The sequence below is a fragment of the Pimelobacter sp. 30-1 genome (genome assembly GCF_018831735.1).
In the GTDB taxonomy this organism is placed as follows: Bacteria; Actinomycetota; Actinomycetes; order Propionibacteriales; family Nocardioidaceae; genus Nocardioides.
On record NZ_NHTS01000004.1, the window covers coordinates 19,744 to 38,416 of the forward strand.

An 18,673-nucleotide genomic window follows, 5' to 3' on the forward strand; every position below is an offset into this window, starting at 1 on the left:
GCCATGACCCGCTACCTCCTCAGCCGGCTGGGCTCGGCCCTCCTCGTGACGGCGCTCGCGTCGATCGGGATCTTCGCCCTGATCCGGCTGGTGCCGGGCGACCCCGTCACGGTGCTCGCCGGGCCGGACGCCACGCCCGCCGCGCGGGACGCGATCCGCACGCAGCTCGGGCTCGACCAGCCGTTCTGGAGCCAGTACGTGCACTGGCTCGGCGACCTGGCCCGGTTCGACCTCGGTCCGTCGTACAAGCTGGGCGGGGACGTGGGCAGCCTCATCGCGGACGGTGCGCTCAACACCGTCGTGCTGACGCTGTTCGCGCTCGTCCTCGCCACCGTCGGTGCGATCGTGACCAGCACCGCGGCGGTGGTCGGGGACCGGCGCTGGCTCAACTCGCTGCTCTCGGCCCTCAACACCGCGGCGGTGGCGGTACCGACGTTCGCGACGGCGCTCGTGCTGGTGCTGGTGTTCGCGGTGCGCTTCCCCGTGCTCCCCGCTGGGGGGACGCCGCCCGCCGGCTTCTTCGCGCAGCCCGACATCGCGCTGCAGTACCTGATCCTCCCGGGCATCGCGCTGGCGCTGCCCGCGTGGGCGGCACTGACCCGGTTCCTCACCGAGGCGCTGCGCACGCAGATGCGGCAGCCGTACGTGACGACGGCGCGGGCCCTCGGCATCCCGCGCCGCCGGATCGTGCTCACCCAGGCGTTGCGCAACGCCCTGCCGTCGACGGTGACGGTGCTCGGCCTGCAGCTCGGAACCCTGCTGGGTGGGGCGATCCTGGTCGAGGCGGTCTTCGCCTGGCCGGGCCTCGGACGCCTGGTGGAGCAGGGGATCTCGGCCCGCGACTACCCCGTCGTGCAGGTCCTGCTGCTGCTCTCGGTGGTCGTCTTCGTCCTCACCCAGCTCGCCACGGACGTCATCCATGCGTGGCTCGACCCGCGCGTCCGGCTGAACGGAGTCTCCTGATGACCCTCGACGTCTCGCTGGAGGAGCCGCTCAGCCCGGTCCCCGTGGGTCCCGTCCCCGGCGATCCCGCGCCCGTACGACGCGACGGCCTGCTGCATGCGCTGCGCCACGGCCGCGGCCTCGTGGGGCTCGTGCTCGTGGGCACCGTGGTGGCGCTCGGCGTGCTCGGACCGCTGCTCGCGCCGTACGGGCCGACGGAGCAGATCAAGGGCGCCAACCTGCTGGGGCCTGGCTCCGGGCACTGGCTCGGCACCGACGAGCTCAACCGGGACATCCTGTCCCGCACGCTGTACGGCATCCGGGTCGACCTGGTCATCGTGTTCGCGGCGGTGCCGGTCGGCGCGGCCGCCGGCGTGCTGATCGGCCTGGTCACGAGCTGGTGGACGGTGACCGACGTGATCGCGCAGCGGGCGTTCGACCTGCTGCTCGCGTTCCCCGCGCTCATCCTGGGCATCCTGCTCACCGCCTTCCTCGGCCCCGGCGTGCTCACGGTCGGCGTCGTCATCGTGGCGCTGGAGATCCCGGTCTTCGGGCGGCTGGTGCGCACGTCGGTGCGGACCGTGCGGGAGATGCCGTTCGTCGAGGCCTCGCAGGTCGTCGGCGCCGGGCCCTGGTGGGTGCTGCGCAAGCACGTCCTCCCCAACTCGCTGGAGCCGCTGACCGTCCAGCTCGCCGTGTCGATGTCGGTCGCGGTGTTCATCGAGGGCGCGATGAGCTTCCTCGGGCTGGGTGTCCGGCCGCCGCATCCCTCGCTCGGCTCCCTCATCAAGGACGGCGTGCGACTGCTGCACGAGGCGCCGTTCTTCGCCGTGGGCCCGCTCGCCGTGGTGGTGGCGCTGGTCCTCGGTCTCCTGCTCATCTCCCAGTCCCTCGCGGAGGCCCGCCGTGCCTGAGTCGCCTGTGTCCCCCGTGCTCGAGATCGAGCACCTCGCCATCTCGTTCGCCCAGCCCCGGCCCGCCGTCGAGGACGTCTCGGTCGCCCTCGAACGCGGCGAGATCCTCGCCCTGGTGGGCGAATCGGGCTCCGGGAAGTCGATGACCGCGCGTGCGGTGCTCGGCCTGCTGCCACCGGGCGCGCAGGCCACCGGGTCCATCAGGTACGACGGCGAGGAGCTCCTCGGGCTGCCCGAGGCCGAGCTCGACCGGTTCCGCGGTGCCCGGATCGCGATGGTGTTCCAGGAGCCGCAGACCGCCCTCAACCCGGTGCGGACCGTCGGCTGGCAGCTCCGCGAGGCGCTGCGCGCGCACGGCCTCCGATCGCGGAAGGCCGCACGGGAGCGGGCGATCGAGCTGCTCCGCGCGGTCGAGATCCCCGAGCCGGAGCGCCGGCTCGGCTCGTACCCCCACCAGCTCTCGGGCGGCCAGAAGCAGCGGGTCGTGCTCGCCCTCGCGCTGGCGAACGAGCCGGAGGTGCTGCTCGCCGACGAGCCGACCACCGCGCTCGACGTCACCGTGCAGGCCGAGATCCTGCGCCTGCTGGACCGGATCCGCGAGCAGACCGGCACCGCGATCGTGCTCATCACCCACAACATGGGGGTGGTCGCCGAGATCGCCGACCGGGTCGTCGTCCTGCAAGCGGGCAATGTCGTCGAGGAGGGCGAGACCCGCGCGCTGTTCGCCCACCCGCGGGAGCCGTACACCAAGACGCTGCTCGCGTCGGTGCTGCGCCTCCCCGAGGCCGGCACGCAGGCGACGCCGGGCCCATCCGTCCCCGCGGCGGCGGTGATCGTCGCGGACGAGGTGACCCCCGCCGTGGAGTTCCGCGACGTCCACGTGCACTACGGATCGAGCCGGCGGGGCCGGGCCTTCCCCGCGATCAGCGAGGTCTCGCTCACCGTCGCGCCGGGTGAGGTGCTCGGCCTGGTCGGCGAGTCCGGCTCCGGCAAGACGACACTCGGCCGGCTCGCCGCCGGCCTCGTCCCGCTGGCCGACGGGCAGGTGCTGCTGCGCGGCCGGGACGTGCTGGCCGCGCCTCGCTCCGAGCGCCGGAACCTCCGTCGTGGCCTGGCGTTCGTGCACCAGGACCCGGAGGCCTCGCTCGACCCGCGGCTCAGCGTCGGTGCGAGCATCCGCGAGCCGCTCGACATCCACCAGGTCGGCACCACCGATGAGCGCGACGCCCGGGTGGCCGAGCTCCTCGAAGCGGTCCAGCTCCCCACGTCGTACGCCGGACGGCGCCCGCGTGAGCTCTCCGGCGGCCAGCGGCAGCGGATCGCCCTGGCCCGTGCACTCGCGCTGGAGCCGAGCCTTCTCGTGGCCGACGAGCCCACCAGTGCGCTCGACGTGTCGGTGCAGGCGCGCGTGCTGGAGCTGTTCCGCGACCTCCAGGAACGGCTCGGCTTCGCCTGCCTGTTCATCAGCCACGACCTCGCCGTCGTGCACCAGGTCGCCGACCGGGTGGCGGTCCTGCGCGCTGGTCGGCTCGTCGAGGAAGGCCCCGTGAGCGCGGTGTTCACGCACCCGAGCGAGGACTACACGCGACGGCTGCTCGACGCCGTCCCGGTGCCGGACCCCAGCCGGCGCCGCGGCCGGCGGGTGCGCGAGCTCGCGTCATGAGTGGCGCCTGCTGCGCGGGATCGGTCGGCCAGGGCGACCTGCTCACCGTCGGTCCCGCGGCTCCGTACCGGCCGCCGGCCGACCGGCGCGACACCCGCGGCCAGCGCCCGATCCCCGGCGGGACGTTCGCGATGGGCGACCCCTTCGGCGACGGAGATCCCGCCGACGGCGAGGGTCCGGTGCACGAGGTGACGCTGGCGCCGTACCTCGTGGACGAGACGGCGGTGACCAACGCGGCGTTCGCGCGGTTCGTGCGCGCCACCGGCCATGTCACCGAGGCCGAGCAGCTCGGTGTCTCCGCGGTCTTCCACCTCGCGGTCGAGGCCGCCCGGGCCGACGTGCTGCACCGGCTCGACACGACGCCCTGGTGGGTCGCGGTCAAGGGCGCGGACTGGCGGCACCCCGCCGGACCGTTGTCGTCGATCGGCGACCTGCCGCACCACCCCGTCGTGCACGTCACGTGGCACGACGCGCAGGCGTACTGCCGCTGGGCGGGCAAGCGGCTGCTGACCGAGGCCGAGTGGGAATTCGCCGCACGTGGGGGCCTCGCGGGCCGCCGCTTCCCCTGGGGGGACGAGCTGCACGACGGCGGCGCCTGGCGGCTCAACGTGTGGCAGGGCGACTTCCCCCGGCACAACACGCTCGACGACGGCCACCTGACGACAGCGCCGGTGAAGTCCTACCGACCCAACGGCTACGGCCTCTTCCAGACCGTCGGCAACGTCTGGGAGTGGTGCGCCGACCGGTTCGACGCCGGCTACTACGCCGACTCTCCCGCCGACGATCCGCACGGGCCCCGGCACGGGCACACGCGCGTGATGCGCGGCGGCTCGTACCTCTGCCACGACTCGTACTGCAACCGCTACCGCGTCGCCGCCCGCAGCAGCAACACCCCCGACTCGGCCTCGGCCAATGTCGGCTTCCGGTGCGGCAATTCCCTCTCGACCCCCTCATGAACGGAGACCCCGTGTCCGACGATCCCCGCGCCCACCTGCCCTTCCACCGCGCCCGCGCCGCCTTCGAGGCGGAGGTCGACGTACGGGACCAGGACGGTCCGCTGCCGGGGCGGGAGCGGCTCGAAGCCCCCGAGGGAGCGCCGAACGTGCTCGTCGTCCTGCTCGACGACATGGGATTCGGCGCCCCCTCGGTCTTCGGCGGCCCGTGCCGGACGCCCGTCGCCGAGCAGCTCGCCGACGACGGCCTGCGCTACACGCGCTTCCACACCACGGCGCTCTGCTCCCCCACGCGCGCCGCCCTGATGACCGGCCGCAACCACCACGCGGTCGGCGTCGGCACGGTCATGGAGATCTCCACCGGCGCCCCGGGGTACGACGGCCTGCGCCCCCGCGACGCCGGCACCCTCGCGCAGGTCCTGCGCGGCAACGGCTACAGCACGGGCGCCTTCGGCAAGTGGCACCAGACGCCGCCCTGGGAGCAGACCGCGGCAGGACCGTTCGACCGGTGGCCGACGGGCGAGGGATTCGACCGCTTCTACGGCTTCCTCGGCGGCGAGGCCAGCCAGTTCGAGCCGACGCTCGTCGACGGTACGACGTTCGTCGACCCGCCGCGCAGCGCGGCCGAGGGCTACCACCTGTCCGAGGACCTCGCCGACCGCGCGATCGCGTGGACCGGCGACGTCCGCACGCACGCGCCCGACAAGCCGTGGTTCTGCTACCTCGCGTTCGGCGCGACGCACGCGCCCTTCCAGGTCCCGGAGTCGTGGCGGGACCGCTACCGCGGCGAGTTCGCGCACGGGTGGGACCGGCAGCGCGAGATCACGCTCGAGAAGCAGCGCGCCCTGGGCGTCGTACCTCCGGAGGCGGAGCTGGCGCCCTGGACGCCCGGCGTCCCCCACTGGGACGACGTCTCCGCGCTGGAGCAGGAGACCGGGCAACGGCTCATGGAGCTCTACGCGGCGTTCGCCGAGCACACCGACGCCCAGGTGGGCCGGGTGATCGACGCGCTGCGCGAGCGCGGCGAGCTCGACAACACGATCGTGCTCTACATCCTCGGTGACAACGGGGCTTCCGCCGAGGGCGGGCCGGCCGGGACGCTCAACGAAGGGCTGCACTTCAACGGCATCGAGGAGGACCCGGCGCGGATCGCGCGCTTCATCGCGGAGCGACCCGGCGAGCTCGGTGGACCGGACACCTACGCGCACTACCCCGCCGGTTGGGCGGTGGCCATGGACACGCCGTACCAGTGGACGAAGCAGGTCGCCTCGCACTACGGCGGCACCCGCAACGGACTGGTCGTGCACTGGCCCGCGGGCATCCGGGCACGCGGCGAGGTGCGGCACCAGTGGCACCACGTGAACGACGTGCTGCCGACGCTGCTCGACGTGGCCGGCGTACCGGTGCCGGAGACGATCGACGGCGTCCGGCAGGCGCCGTTGGACGGCGTCTCGTTCGCCTACTCCTTCGACCAGCCGCAGGCCGCGGAACGGCACACCACGCAGTACTTCGAGATGTTCGGCAACCGCGGGATCTACCACGAGGGCTGGACCGCGGTCGCCGCGCACAAGGCGCCCTGGCACCCGGCGTCGGTGGAGACGCCGCGCTTCGAGGACGACCGCTGGGAGCTCTACGACACCACGACCGACTGGACCCAGGCCCGGGACCTCGCGGACGCCGAGCCGGAGCGGCTCGCCGCCCTGCAGGAGCTCTTCCTGGCCGAGGCGCGGCGCAACCACGTGCTCCCCATGGACGACAAGCTCGCCCGCCGGTTCAACGCCGGCGGCACCGGCCGGCCCGCTCCCCCGACCTCGATCGTCCTCGGGCCCACCTCGGGACGGCTGCGCGACGACGCGGTGCCGCCGGTGCGCAACGCGTCGCACGTCGTACGGGCGAGGTTCGCGGGAGGCCCGGGGACGTCGGGCGTGCTCGTCGCGCAGGGCGGGTACTTCGGCGGGTGGTCGCTCTACGTCAAGGAGGGCGTCGTCACCTGGGCCTACAGCCGGGCGGCGATCGACTGGACGCACGTGCGGTCGGCGACGGTGCTGACCGACGGCGAGCACGACGTCGAGCTCGTCTTCGCGTACGACGGCGGCGGCTTCGGCAAGGGCGCCTCGATCACGCTCGTGCTCGACGGCGCAAAGGTCGCCGAGGGCCGCCTGGAGCGGTCGCTGCCCCACATGTTCTCGATGGACCAGACGCTCGACGTCGGCATCGACCGCGGCACGCCGGTCACCGACGACTACGGGACCCGCGACGGGTTCCGGTTCACCGGGCGGATCGAGCGCGTCGAGATCGTCTCGGGCGACGACGCGCTGACGCCTCCGCTGGAGGACCGGGTGGCGGCGGCGCTGATCACGCAGTGAGGCCGAGGCGCTCGACCTGCTGACCGGTGACGTCGGCGATGAGCTCGAAGTCCTCGTCGAGGTGGAGGACGACGAGCCCCGCCAGCTCGGCCGCCGCGGCGATCAGCAGGTCGGGCACCGACGGGGCGCGGTGCTGGCCACGCGCCGCGAGGATGCGCTGGACATCGAGCGCGCGGCGCTCGATGGCGGGGGTGAGGTACTCGACGGGGAACCACGACACGGGCGGACCGGCGACCAGCGCCTGCCAGTCGTCGGCCGATCGTGCGGAGAAGCCCGCCTCGAGCAGCGTCGGCGAGGTGATCCGGACCAGACCCCGGCGGCAGCGCTCGCGCCACTCGTCGCGCTCGGCAGCGTGCGCCAGCCGGACGAGGGCGGACTTGTCGATGAGCCAGTCGGTCATGACCAGGCGTCCCTCATGACGTCGTCGTCGCCGAGGTCCTGGGCGAGGTCCGCGAACCGCGCGAAGACGTCGGTGCCCGGTTCGGCGTCGTCGACCCCGCGCGCCGCCTCCTGGAGGATCAGCCGGCGGAAGTAGTCGGCCCGCGACAGGCCGAGCCGACGAGCCTTGTCGTCGATCCGCCGCAGGTCCTCGTCGGGCACGTTCCGGATGAGCAGGTCAGTCATCGCGCCACCTCCTGATATCGGACGATATCAGGAGGGACTAGGGGCTCTCGCGCCGCTGGAACAACCGCACGACGACCCGCAGCGCCAGCGTGACCCCGCAGAACCCCAGCGCCAGCGCCAGCAGCCCGAACAACGACAGGTCGTCGGTGAGCCGGGGCCCGTTGTCGCTGAGGGCGAGCAGGACGGCGAGGACGCAGGCGGTGATGCCGAAGGCGGCGGCCAGGCCGTTGTTGACCTGGTCGCGGAGCCAGGCGCGGTCCTCGGCGTCGCCGAAGGCGCGGGTGCGGACGGTGAAGGTGCCGTCGCTGAGGGCGCCGGTGACGTGCTCGAGGCGTTCGGGGAGGCGGCGGGCGATGGCAGCGACGACGCCGGCCTGGCTGGCGGCCTGGGCGGCGAGGCGCTGGGGGGCGGCGAGGCGGCGCAGGAGGGACGGGAGGTGGTCGCGGGCCGACGACAGCAGGCTGTTGGTGGGGTCGAGGAGGGTGACGGCGGCCTCGACGGAGGTGAGGGTCCGGAAGGCGGCCGCGACGTCGCCGGGGACGCCGATGCCGTGGCGGCGCAGGACCGCGAAGATGCGGGCGAAGGTGTCGCCGCTGATGGTGTCCTGGAGCTGCAGGGCGGCGATCTCGCGGCCGAGCTCGCGGCGCAGGAGGGGCACGTCGAGGTCGTCCGGTATGTCAAACGCGAGCGCCATCGCGTCGACCGCGGACACCGCGTCGTCGCTGAGGATCGCGAAGAGCAGCAGGGCCAGGAGCTGGCGGGTCTCGCTGTCGAGGATGCCGACGGCACCGAAGTCGAGCAGGCCCAGCCGGCCGTCGTCCAGGACGAGGATGTTGCCGGGGTGCAGGTCGGCGTGGAAGAAGCCGCTGACGAAGACCGTGTCGAGCAGGGCGCCGATGAGGGCCTCCGCGAGGTGGGTACGGCGCTCGGGGTCGAGGCCGGCGACGGCCGTGTCCCCCGCCGAGAGCGGTACGCCGTGCAGCCGCTCCATGACGAGCACCCGGCGGGTGCTGAGCCCGAGGTCGACCGCGGGGACGACGATGTCGTCGCGACCGCGGAGGGCAGCGGCGCCGGACGCCGTGCGCTCGGCCTCGATGCGGTAGTCGAGCTCCTCGCGCAGCGACTGCGCGAGCCCGGCGGCGAGCCGGGAGACCGTCATGTCGCGGGCCCAGGGCCAGCGCTGCTCCGCGGTCCGGGCGAGCCGGAGCAGGATCTCGGTGTCGACCTCGACCTGGCGCCGCGCCTTGCTGCGCTGCACCTTCACAACGACGTCGCGGCCGTCGTGGGTGGTCGCGGTGTGCACCTGCGCCACGGACGCGGCGGCGAGGGGAACGACGTCGAACGTCGCGAAGAGGGCGTCGGGCCGGCCGCCGAGCTCGGCCGCGATGGTGCCGGCCACGGCGTCGTACGGCTCGGGGTCGGCGTCGGACTGGAGCGTCGCGAGGGCACGCGTGGTGTCGGCCGGGAGCAGGTCGTCGCGGGTGGCGAGGATCTGGCCGAGCTTGACGAAGGTGACGCCGGACTTGTTGAAGACCGACGCGAGGGCCGGGCCGAAGGAGGCCGACGACGGTCCGCCGCGCAGCACAGCACCGAGCCCTGAACCGGTGGCGGCACGGGCGATCTGGAGGTAGCGCCGGGTCCGGCGGGCCCACGAGCGGGTCCGGCCGACGACCTCGCCGGGGCCTGGCACCGTGCCGGACGGGAGCAGCACCTCGGTCAGCATGACGACCGCCAGCGCGGCCGCGAAGACCCACAGGCAGCTGACCAGGATGAAGGCGATCGCCGTCCCCTGGGACGTCGTCAGCTCGCCGCTCGACGTACCGACGCCGGCGGTGACCGCCAGCTTGCCGGTGACCGGGATCCCCACCAGGAGGGCGATCCACGCCACCAGCACGGTGCGCAGCCAGCCGACGCGGGCGCCGAGGATCCGCCGGATCACCGCCCCGAGGCCGATCGCCAGCACGAGGCTCGTCAGAACCGTGTAGACCCAGACCACCGCTGCCACGGGCACCACCGTAGGGGAGATCGGGCGCATTCCCGGGCGGCTCAGGGGCCGGCCAGGGACCGATCAGGGGCTACCCAGGGCGATCACCGGTACGACGAACCGCTCGACCAGCCGGCGTTCGGCGTCCTCGTCGCCACCCGGCACGGTCAGCAGCGACACGATCACCCGGACCAGCCACTGCGCCGCGTCCCGGTCGGCCACCACCGTCAGCCCGAGCGCGGCGATGACCTCGGAGTCGTGGGCCAGGCCGGCGGCGCGGCCGGCATCCCCCGCGCGGAACCAGGCGGCGAGCGTGGGCGCGGCACGCACGTGGCGCAGCGCCGACAGCACGGCGTCGGTGACCGTGGCGGCCCCGTCGGCGGCGACGAGCGCCCCCACCCGGACCGCCTCGCGCTGCACGAACGCCCGCTGCAGCGCGGGCCGGTCGGGGAAGTAGCGGTAGAGCGTGGCGCGCGAGCAGCCCGCCGCGGTGGCGATCTCGCCCATGGCGACACCGTCGACACCGGCGGCACCGGCGGCGGCGAAGAGCTCGCCCGCGGCGTCGAGGATCCGCTCCTCCGCCGCCGTACGGCGGTCGACCCAGGCGGCGCTCACCTCAGACCACGACCAGCGGGACCGAGAGCGGTCGGCGTACGTAGGGGCCGGGCGCCCAGGTGACGGCGTCGTGGTCGACGGCGAAGTCGGGGATCCGGGCGAGGAGCTCCTGGAGCGCGACGGTGATCTGGAGCCGCGCGGCGGCCGCGCCGAGGCAGTGGTGGTGGCCCTGGCTGAAGCTGAGGATCTGGGTCGGGCGGCGCCGGACGTCGAGGTGCTCGGCGTCGGGGCCGTACTTGCGCGGGTCGCGGTTGCCGGCGCCGTAGAGCAGGAGCACCTTGCGGCCCGCGGGGATGACGGTGTCGTGCAGCGTGACGTCGCGGGTCGTCGTCCGGGCCAGGCCCTGGACCGGCGAGGTGAGCCGGAGGAACTCCTCGACGGCGTCGGGCAGGAGGTCGGGGTCGGCGGCGAGGAGCGCGCGCTGGTCCGGGCGCTCGGCGAGCAGCTGGACCGCGCCGCCGAGGGCGCCGGTCGAGGTGTCGTTGCCGCCGGCCACCATCGTGAAGACGAAGGCGAGGATGGAGAGCAGGTCGACGTCCGCCTGGACCAGCTGGGAGACCGTGTCGTCGCCCGGGTCGTGGCGCCGACGCTCGGCCAGGGCGGTGAAGTAGCCCATCATCTCGATGGTCGCGCCGGCCGCGTCGTCGGCGGCACCCGCACCCTCACCGGCGACGTTGGCCGCGACGATCGCGCCGCTCCAGTCGTCGAAGCGGCCCTGGTCCTCGGGCGGGACACCGAGGTAGTGGCCCACGACGAGGCTCGGCAGCGGCTTGAACAGCTCGGTGACGACGTCGCCGCCGCCGGCCGCCCGCAGCCGGTCGAGCCGCTCGACCACGAACGCGCGCACCGCCGGCTCGACGTCGCGCACCTGGCGCGGGGTGAACCCGCGGGCCACCAGCTTGCGGAAGGTCGTGTGCACCGGCGGGTCGGTCATCACGAACGGCGGGTTGTCGGCCAGGCCGATCCGCTCGAGCTCGCCGTACTCGACGGTGAGGCCGGCCGCGCTGGAGTACGTCGTGGTGTCGACCGCCGCGGCGAGCACGTCGGCGTGGCGGGAGAGCACGTAGTGGTCGTGCTCGGGGCGGCCCGCGGGCACCACGTGGTGGACGGGGTCGTGCTCGCGCAGCCAGGCGTAGCCCGACCAGGGATCGCGCCAGGCGGCGCCACCGCCCGGGCGATAGCCGTGGTTGTGGGACAGTTCAGCCGACATGCCTCAAGAGTGAGACATGTCGGCTGATCTGTCTAGGGTTGCGTCAGACGACGATCGCCTCCGGCACCGAGGCGCCCGGCGTACGGCGCTCGGCGTCGGTCAGCCAGGCGAGCTGCTCGACGCGCTCGAGGATCGTGTGCAGCAGGTCGGCCGTGGTCGGGTCGGCGGCGTCGACCTCGTCGTGGACGCGGCGGGCCGTGCCGGCCACGGCGTACAGGGAGGCGACGATCGCGTCGATCGCGGCGCCGGTCTCGACCTCGCCACCGGGGAAGGCGGGCAGGCTCGACTGCGCGGCGGTGCGGGCCGAGGTGCCGTCGGGGACGACATAGAGGGCGCGCATCCGCTCGGCGACGTCGTCGGTGAACTCACGCGCGGCGTCGACGATCTCGTCGAGCTGCAGGTGCAGGTCGCGGAAGTTGGGGCCGACGGCGTTCCAGTGGGCCTGCTTGCCCTGGAGCGCGAGGTCGTTGAGGTCGACGAGGACCTGCTGGAGGTGACCGGCGAGCGTCTCGTCGGCGCGGAAGGCGGGGTGCGAGACGTGCTGGCGGGTGCGGTGCTGGGTCGCGGTGGCGGCCATGGAGATTGCTCCCTTTCGTTCGTTCTCTGGTTGCGGTGACCCCCACCTTGCCACCTTTTCTTGAACCGTTCCAGGAAAGCGAGCCTTGCCTCAATTGCGCACCCGGCGCCCGCGCGAGCGATGAATTCCGTTGTCGGTGGCGGTCCCTAGGGTGCGAAGCACAGGGCATCCGAGAGGCACGAGGGGACGCAGGACCGATGAGCGAACCGATGATCCGCGCGACCGGACTGGTCAAGCGCTACAAGGAAGTCGAGGCCCTGGCCGGCCTCGACCTGGCCGTGCCCGAGGGCAAGGTGCTGGCCCTCCTGGGGCCCAACGGCGCCGGCAAGACCACCGCCGTGCGCTGCCTGACCACGCTGCTCAAGCCCGACGCGGGCAGCGCCACCGTGGCCGGCATCGACGTGCTGGCCGAGCCGGCGGCGGCCAAGGCCAAGATCGGCCTGTCCGGTCAGTACGCCGCGGTCGATGAGCACCTCACGGCGTACGAGAACCTGGTGATGATCGGCCGGCTCTACCACCTGGGCCGGCAGCGGGCGCGGGCCCGCGCGCAGGAGCTGCTCGAGCGCTTCGACCTCACCGAGTTCGCGAGCCGGCCGACCAAGACCTACTCCGGCGGCCAGCGCCGCCGCCTCGACCTGGCCGGCGCGCTCGTCGCCGCACCGCCGGTGATCGTGCTCGACGAGCCGACCACCGGGCTCGACCCGCGCAGCCGCCAGCTCATGTGGGACGTCATCCGCGAGCTGGTCGGCGAGGGCGCCACGCTGCTGCTCACCACGCAGTACCTCGAGGAGGCCGACGTCCTCGCCGACGACATCGTCGTCATCGACCACGGACGCCAGATCGCCCACGGCACCGCCGACGAGCTCAAGGCCCAGACCGGCGGCCAGCGCATCGAGGTCGTCCTGACCAATGCGGCCGACACCGAGGCCGCCGCCCGCATCCTCAACGAGGTCGCGGTCGGCGAGGTCCAGGTCACCAGCGCCGGGCGCGAGCTCGGCGCCGCCGTCGGCGACGAGGCCGCCGGCGACCTGCTGCGCGTCCTCCAGGGCTTCGAGCGCGAGGCCGTCAAGGTGCTCGACGTCGGCCTGCGCCGACCGACCCTGGACGACGTCTTCCTCAGCCTCACCGGGCACGACAGCCACGACAGCACGGACCGCAACGAGAGCACGGAGGCCGCCCAGTGAGCACCATGACGCAGGCCGTCAGCGACGGCTGGGTGGTCGCCCAGCGCAACCTCATCAAGATCGTGCGGGTCCCCGAGATCCTGGTCTTCGTCCTGGTCAGCCCGATCATGTTCGTGCTGCTCTTCGCCTACGTCTTCGGCGGCGCGATCGACACCCCCGGCGTCAACTACCGCGAGTGGCTGATCGCCGGCATCTTCGGCCAGACCATCGTGTTCGGCGCGACGTTCACCGGCGCCGGCCTGGCCGAGGACATGCAGAAGGGCATCATCGACCGGTTCCGGTCGCTGCCGATGTCCAACTCCGCCGTGCTGGTGGGGCGCACGTCGTCCGATGTCGTCTACAACGTCCTCTCGCTGATCATCATGGCGCTGACCGGCCTGCTCGTCGGCTGGCGCATCCGCGAGGGCGCGCTCGACGCGCTCGCCGGCTTCGCGCTGCTGCTGGTGTTCGGCTACGCGATCAGCTGGGTGATGGCGTGGGTCGGGCTGATGGTGCCGAGCGTCGAGGTGATCAACAATGCGTCGTTCATCGTGATCATGCCGCTGACGTTCGTCTCGAACGCCTTCGTGCCGACCAAGGACTTCAACTCGGTCCTCAAGCCGGTCGTGGAGTGGAACCCGGTCTCCGCGGTCACCCAAGCCAGTCGCGACCTGTTCGGCAACACCGGCGTGGGCCCAGGCTCCGACGCCTGGTCCTTGCAGAACCCGGTGGCCTACACGCTGATCTGGGCCGTCGGGATCATCGCGGTGTTCGCTCCCCTCGCCGTGCGGCAGTACCGGATCGCGGCGAGCCGGTGACCGGTTGACCTTCCCTTGAGGGTGACCTAACCTCGGCGGCCACCTATCTCGGGAGGTTCGACGTTTCCATGCTCAAGCGACTCCTCTGCACGGTCCTGATGGCCGGTGCGGTCCTCGTCCCCGCCGACAGCGCACTGGCCGGCCCGCCGCCGGCCAGTGCCGCCGCCGCGTGCACACCGTCGGCGACGGGCAACCTGCACTGGTCTAAGGGGAAGCCCGGCAAGACCTGGACCGGCGCGACCATCTCGTGCAAGAAGAAGACCTGGCACCGGGCGTGCGCCATCGTCTGGTACCACACGGCCCTGGCCTCGCGGCCCGAGAAGTCGAAGTGCGTCGACCTCAAGGCCACGGTCAAGCAGGCGTGGCGCTCGCCGAGCGCGAAGTGCGTGCCCGGCCAGTTCCAGGGCTTCCTCTACATCTACGAGAAGAAGAACGGGAAGTACCGGGTGGTGCACACCATGGTCACCCGCAACCTCGACGGCACGTCGGGATGCCCGACCTCCGGGAAGACCCCGCTCAAGAAGGCGTGAGCGCCGGCGCGAGGCCGGGCGGATCGACTCAGATCCGCTCGGCCAGTCGCCGTGCCGCGATCTGCAGCGCGTCCCACACCGTCGCGAACGGCGGCGCGTAGGCGAGGTCCATGCCGGCCAGGTCGTCGACGTCGAGCTCGGCCCACAGGGCGGCTGCGGCGGCGTCGACGCGCTTGGCCGAGCCGGGGCCGCCGACGATCTGGACACCCAGCAGCCGCCGGGTACGACGGTCGGCGAGCACCTTGGTCGCGATCGGCTCGGCCTCGGGCATGTAGCCGCTGGCCGTGGTGCCCTCGGTGACGAGCGAGGCGACGTCATGGCCGGCGGCGGTGGCCTCGGCGGTGCTGAGGCCGGTGCGGGAGATCTCCAGGTGGACGTCGCCCGCCACGAAGCGGGTGATGGCGGTGCCGGTGGCGCCGCCGAAGCGGCGGTCGGCGCCGAGGAGGTTGTCGCCGACCACGCGGCCGAGCTTGTTGGCGTGGGTGCCGAGGGGCAGGAAGGCCCGCCGGCCGGAGACACGGTGCTCGATCTCGCAGCAGTCGCCGGCCGACCAGACGTGGGGGGCGATCCGGCCGCCGGGGTCGGGCAGGTAGCCGCCGGACTCGCCCAGGGGGAGGCCGGCGGCGGCGCCCAGGGCGGTGGCCGGCTCGACGCCGATCGCGAGCACCACCAGGGCCGCGTCGAGGCGGACGCCGGAGTCGAGGACGACGCCGCGGACCCGGCCGTCGTCCGGGTCGAGGTCGAGACGCTCGACGGTGTGCCCCGTGCGCAGCGCGGCGCCGGCGGTGGCCATCGCCTTCTCGATCCGGTCGCCCTGGTCGGGGTCGAGCGAGCTCATCACCCGGCTCCGGGTGACCAGGGTGGTGCCGAAGCCGCGGCGCAGCAGGGCCTCGGCCATCTCGACGCCGATGTAGCCGCCGCCCACCACCACGGCGGGACCGGCGGAGGCGGCGAGCAGGTCGAGCCAGGCGGCGCCGTCGTCGAGGTTCTTGACCGGGTGCACGCCGGTGACCAGGGCGCCGTCGGCGCGCGCCCAGTCCGGTACGACGGGCGTCGCGCCGGTCGCGAGCACCAGCTCGTCGTAGGGCAGCTCACCGGCGCCGTCCGCGCCGTCGTACCGGACGGTGCGGCGCTCGCGGTCGATCGCGACCACCCGGGTGCCCAGGCGCAGGTCGAGGCCCGCGGCCCGGTGCTCGTCGGCGGTACGGGCGACGAGGTCGTCGCCGCTGGCGACGTCACCGGCGATCCAGTACGGGATCCCGCACGCCGAGTACGACGTGTGCCCGGTCGCCTCGATCACCGTGACCTCGACGTCCCGACCGGCCGCCTTGGCCGCGCGCAGCGCCTGGTGGGCGGCGCTCATGCCGGCGGCGTCGCCGCCGACCACGACGATGCGCAGGGGCCCGGCCATCGTGCTCAGGCCGAGGCCGGCTCGCGCTCGGTGCCGGTGAGGACGGGGAGCGCCTCCACGCCGTAGACGGCCGAGAGCTTGCGGAAGTCGAGGTCGGAGATGTCGCTGGCCATGGCCAGGTCGGGGAACCGCTCGGCCAGCATCCGCAGCGCGGTGCGCAGCTCCATCCGGGCCAGCTCGGCGCCGACGCAGCGGTGCATGCCCCAGCCGAAGGCCAGGTGGCGGGTGGGCTCGCGGCTCGGGTCGAAGGTGTCGAGGTCCGGCGCCAGGCGCGGGTCGCGGTTGGCGGCGAGGAGCGAGACGCCGACCGCGTCGCCCTCCTTGATCAGCACCCCGCCGATCTCGACGTCCTGCTTGGCGAACCGCAGGAAGGCGAGCTGGACGACGCACAGGTGGCGCAGCAGCTCCTCGACGACCCGGTTGACCTGCTCGGCGTCGTCGGAGCGCAGCATCTCGCCGGCCTGGGGCGTGGTCGCGATGAGGTAGGCGCCGAGGGCCAGCATCGACGCGGAGGTCTCGTAGCCGCCCAGGAAGACGCCGTCGGCGATGCCGCCGAGGGTGACGTCGTCGAGCTCGTCGCCGTGCTCCTTGAGCAGGGCGCCGATCAGGCCGTCACCGGGGTCGGCGCGCTGCTCGCGCACCGCGTTGATGAGGAACTCCCGGGTGTGCGCGGCCGCCCCGAAGGCGCCGGCGCCACCCTCGGTGAGGTCGAAGCGCGCGACGCCGAGCTCGAGGAACCGGGCCCGGTCGTCGACGGGCAGGCCGAGCAGGTCGCAGATGACGTCGAAGGGCACCGCGAAGGCGAACTCCTCGACCATGTCGACCGGCTTGCCGTCGCGCCCGGCCGCGGCCATCGCGTCGAGGCGCTGGCCGACGATCTGCTCGATACCGGGCTGGAGGCGGGCCAGCCGGCGCATCGTGAACTCGGGGGTGAGGTAGCGGCGCAACGCGGTGTGCAGCGGCGGGTCGGTCATGCCGAGGCCGCCGATCTGCTCCTCGTCGGAGCGGCCCTCCTGGGAGACGAACTGGCCGAGGTCGTTGGACCAGACCTCCGCACCGCCGGCGAGGACCTCGCGCGACTCGTCGTACCCGCTGACGAGCCAGACACCCTTGCCGAACAGGTCGGCGAGCTTCTTGACCGGCTCCTCGCCCTGGACCTTCATCATCGCGGGGAGCGGGTCCAGGCCGTCGCGCTTGAGGGGGAGCGTGACCGACTCGGGGAGGAAGCGCAGCTTGCGCAGGTCGATGCCGTTGCGCATGGTCCGGTTGAGCAGCCAGACGCCGACGCGCTGCTTGACCGGGCCGAGCATCGGGCCGAGGAGGGGGAGCCGCATGGACGGTATTCCACCAGATGAGACCACTCGATACATCGGGTGTGACCCCGAACGACCCCTGGTGTGACCCGGATCGCGCCGTCAGCCGGTGCTGCGCCGGGTGCTCCCGTCGGCGAGGTGCACGGTGTACGACCACGTCTCGGACGGGTGCTCGGAGCTCTGCTCGACCGACGGCCACCAGGCGGCGAACCGGCCTCCGGCGACCGTGGCCTCGATGTCGAGGCCCGTGGAGGTGTGCACCGTGACCCCGGTGACGCCGCTGCCGACGTGGCCCGAGGTCCACACGAGCCATCCCTCGTCGGTGCTGCTCTCCATGGCGCTGTCCTCGTCGAGGCCGTCGGGGGCGAGGACCGGGGGCGCCGAGGGGTCGGGCGTGTAGGTCCCGAGGAAGCCCTTGCTCCGCTCGCGGTCGTCGGGGCGCCCGCTGGCGACGAGGTCCTCGGGCATCACGCAGGCAGCCTCCCCGCGGGGACCGGTCAGGAGGACGTACGTCCACGTGCCTCGCCGCTCCGCCAGGGCGACCCGCTCCCCGCGATCGGGTACGGCGAGCGCGGCACGGCAGGTGACCCCGGCCTCGATCGCGGCCGCGGCCGTGAGGGGCTCGGGCTTCGGGGTCCACGTCCCGTACGCGCTGCCCCCGCCGAGCAGCAGGGCGGGGCCGGCGACGCCGACGGCACCGGCCAGTCCGGCCGCGACCAGCAGCCGGTTCCGGATCCGGCGACGCCGACGGCTCCGGTGGGGTCGGTCCGGCTCGACGGGGACCGGAGCACCGGGGGGCGTCGCCACGATGCGCGCGAAGGCCGCGTCAGCGCGGTCGCGCTCCTCCTGGCTCAACCCGGCATCCGGTGCGGGGTCGAGGTGGCGCAGGGCGGTCGTGAGCAGCACGAGGTCGGCGGTGGACCTGCTCATCGCGGGCTCCTCTCGGAAGCGGGGAGGACGGGTCCTGGAGCGCGGGCCGCGTCGGTCTGGTCGAGGTGCCGGCGCAGCGTGCGCCGCGCCCGGGAGAGCCGCAGCCGGAAGGCGGTCGCCGAGATGCCCAGGACTGTGGCCGCCTCGGGCGCGGTGAGCCCGTCGAGGACGGCGAGCGCGATCGCCTCCTGGTCGGTCGCGCTCAGGAGCGGCCACGCCGCGCCCAGGTCGATCCGGCAGGCGACGAGGTCGGGGTGATGGCCGGCGGCCACGGGCTCGGGATCGTCCTGGGCCTCCGCGAGACGTACGGCGACGGCGTCGTGCTTGTCCTCGCGGCGCCGGGCGTTCTGGAGGACCTTGCGGGCGACGCCGAACAGCCAGGCGCGCGCGGCCGGCAGGTCGGCCGGAACGTCGTCCAGGCGGCGCCAGGCGATGAGCATGACCTCGCCGACGACGTCCTCGGCATGCGTCGGGTGCACGCGCCGGCGCACGAACCGCAGCAGGTCGACGTACGCCGCGTCGTAGATGTCCCGGAAGCGCTGCTCACGCTCCCGCGGCGACGGCGTGGAGAGTCCCATGTCCTGTTCCTGTCGAGAAGGGCACGAGTGTGTCATCCGATCTCGCAGTGCGGGGTCTGACCACGTCGCCGGGCTAGCCTGT

General features: G+C 73.3%; 18 protein-coding genes. 8 read left to right on the forward strand and 10 right to left on the reverse strand.

All coding sequences use genetic code 11. The features are described from left to right. Positions 1-3: 3 nt before the first annotated feature. Genes CCO04_RS09775 through CCO04_RS09795 form a run of 5 tightly spaced genes read left to right on the forward strand, consistent with a single transcriptional unit; the run spans position 4 to position 6,838 of the window. The gene (locus tag CCO04_RS09775; protein WP_215813955.1) at positions 4-963 is read left to right on the forward strand and encodes an ABC transporter permease; all 960 of its coding nucleotides are present in this window, start codon (positions 4-6) and stop codon (positions 961-963) included. Then, on the forward strand, positions 963-1,856 hold the full coding sequence (locus CCO04_RS09780) for an ABC transporter permease (protein ID WP_215813956.1): 894 nt from the start codon (positions 963-965) through the stop codon (positions 1,854-1,856). The genes CCO04_RS09775 and CCO04_RS09780 overlap by 1 nt, the downstream gene beginning before the upstream one ends. After that, positions 1,849-3,519, forward strand: a complete 1,671-nt coding sequence (locus CCO04_RS29725) for an ABC transporter ATP-binding protein (protein ID WP_215813957.1) — start codon at positions 1,849-1,851, stop codon at positions 3,517-3,519. Before CCO04_RS09780 ends, CCO04_RS29725 begins: the two co-directional genes overlap by 8 nt. Further along, entirely contained in the window at positions 3,516-4,475 is a 960-nt protein-coding gene (locus CCO04_RS09790) for a formylglycine-generating enzyme family protein (protein WP_215813958.1), read from the forward strand. The genes CCO04_RS29725 and CCO04_RS09790 overlap by 4 nt, the downstream gene beginning before the upstream one ends. Before the next feature lie 11 nt (positions 4,476-4,486). Then, positions 4,487-6,838 carry an arylsulfatase gene (locus tag CCO04_RS09795; RefSeq protein ID WP_215813959.1) on the forward strand — a complete coding sequence of 784 codons (2,352 nt, stop codon included), beginning with the start codon at positions 4,487-4,489 and terminating at the stop codon, positions 6,836-6,838. On the opposite strand, the gene CCO04_RS09800 is transcribed toward CCO04_RS09795, so the two are convergent. The 6 genes from CCO04_RS09800 to CCO04_RS09825 form a co-directional block, all read right to left on the reverse strand. Beyond that, positions 6,828-7,238: a PIN domain-containing protein gene (locus tag CCO04_RS09800; protein ID WP_215813960.1), complete on the reverse strand. Its 411-nt coding sequence runs from the start codon at positions 7,236-7,238 to the stop codon at positions 6,828-6,830. The genes CCO04_RS09795 and CCO04_RS09800 overlap by 11 nt on opposite strands. Beyond that, entirely contained in the window at positions 7,235-7,462 is a 228-nt protein-coding gene (locus tag CCO04_RS09805) for a ribbon-helix-helix protein, CopG family (RefSeq protein WP_215813961.1), read from the reverse strand. Before CCO04_RS09805 ends, CCO04_RS09800 begins: the two co-directional genes overlap by 4 nt. 37 nt (positions 7,463-7,499) lie before the next feature. Further along, the gene (locus CCO04_RS09810; protein WP_215813962.1) at positions 7,500-9,467 is read right to left on the reverse strand and encodes an AarF/ABC1/UbiB kinase family protein; all 1,968 of its coding nucleotides are present in this window, start codon (positions 9,465-9,467) and stop codon (positions 7,500-7,502) included. A gap of 63 nt (positions 9,468-9,530) precedes the next feature. Then, complete coding sequence (locus CCO04_RS09815; RefSeq protein WP_215813963.1) at positions 9,531-10,061, reverse strand: TetR family transcriptional regulator; 531 nt, start codon at positions 10,059-10,061, stop codon at positions 9,531-9,533. 1 nt (position 10,062) lies between these two features. After that, positions 10,063-11,271 carry a cytochrome P450 gene (locus CCO04_RS09820; protein WP_215813964.1) on the reverse strand — a complete coding sequence of 403 codons (1,209 nt, stop codon included), beginning with the start codon at positions 11,269-11,271 and terminating at the stop codon, positions 10,063-10,065. A gap of 43 nt (positions 11,272-11,314) precedes the next feature. Beyond that, entirely contained in the window at positions 11,315-11,848 is a 534-nt protein-coding gene (locus CCO04_RS09825) for a Dps family protein (RefSeq protein ID WP_215813965.1), read from the reverse strand. A 197-nt stretch (positions 11,849-12,045) separates the two neighbouring features. On the opposite strand from CCO04_RS09825, the gene CCO04_RS09830 reads away from it, so the two are divergent. From CCO04_RS09830 to CCO04_RS09840, 3 genes are all read left to right on the forward strand, one after another. Continuing rightward, positions 12,046-13,032, forward strand: coding sequence for an ATP-binding cassette domain-containing protein (locus tag CCO04_RS09830; protein ID WP_215813966.1), 987 nt, complete (start codon positions 12,046-12,048; stop codon positions 13,030-13,032). Between the two features lie 5 nt (positions 13,033-13,037). Further along, positions 13,038-13,829 (forward strand): ABC transporter permease, encoded by a 792-nt coding sequence (locus CCO04_RS09835; RefSeq protein ID WP_215814244.1) that lies wholly within the window; start codon positions 13,038-13,040, stop codon positions 13,827-13,829. A gap of 68 nt (positions 13,830-13,897) precedes the next feature. Further along, positions 13,898-14,359: a hypothetical protein gene (locus CCO04_RS09840; protein ID WP_215813967.1), complete on the forward strand. Its 462-nt coding sequence runs from the start codon at positions 13,898-13,900 to the stop codon at positions 14,357-14,359. A gap of 28 nt (positions 14,360-14,387) precedes the next feature. Here the strand turns inward: CCO04_RS09840 and CCO04_RS09845 are convergent, their stop codons facing one another. From CCO04_RS09845 to CCO04_RS09860, 4 genes are all read right to left on the reverse strand, one after another. Further along, positions 14,388-15,770, reverse strand: a complete 1,383-nt coding sequence (locus CCO04_RS09845) for an FAD-dependent oxidoreductase (RefSeq protein WP_215813968.1) — start codon at positions 15,768-15,770, stop codon at positions 14,388-14,390. A 5-nt stretch (positions 15,771-15,775) separates the two neighbouring features. Further along, positions 15,776-17,104, reverse strand: coding sequence for a cytochrome P450 (locus tag CCO04_RS09850; protein WP_215813969.1), 1,329 nt, complete (start codon positions 17,102-17,104; stop codon positions 15,776-15,778). An 81-nt stretch (positions 17,105-17,185) separates the two neighbouring features. Beyond that, a complete protein-coding gene (locus CCO04_RS09855; protein WP_215813970.1) occupies positions 17,186-18,013 on the reverse strand; it encodes a hypothetical protein in 828 nt (275 codons plus the stop codon). Then, positions 18,010-18,591, reverse strand: coding sequence for an RNA polymerase sigma factor (locus CCO04_RS09860; protein ID WP_215813971.1), 582 nt, complete (start codon positions 18,589-18,591; stop codon positions 18,010-18,012). Before CCO04_RS09860 ends, CCO04_RS09855 begins: the two co-directional genes overlap by 4 nt. Positions 18,592-18,673 lie beyond the last annotated feature (82 nt).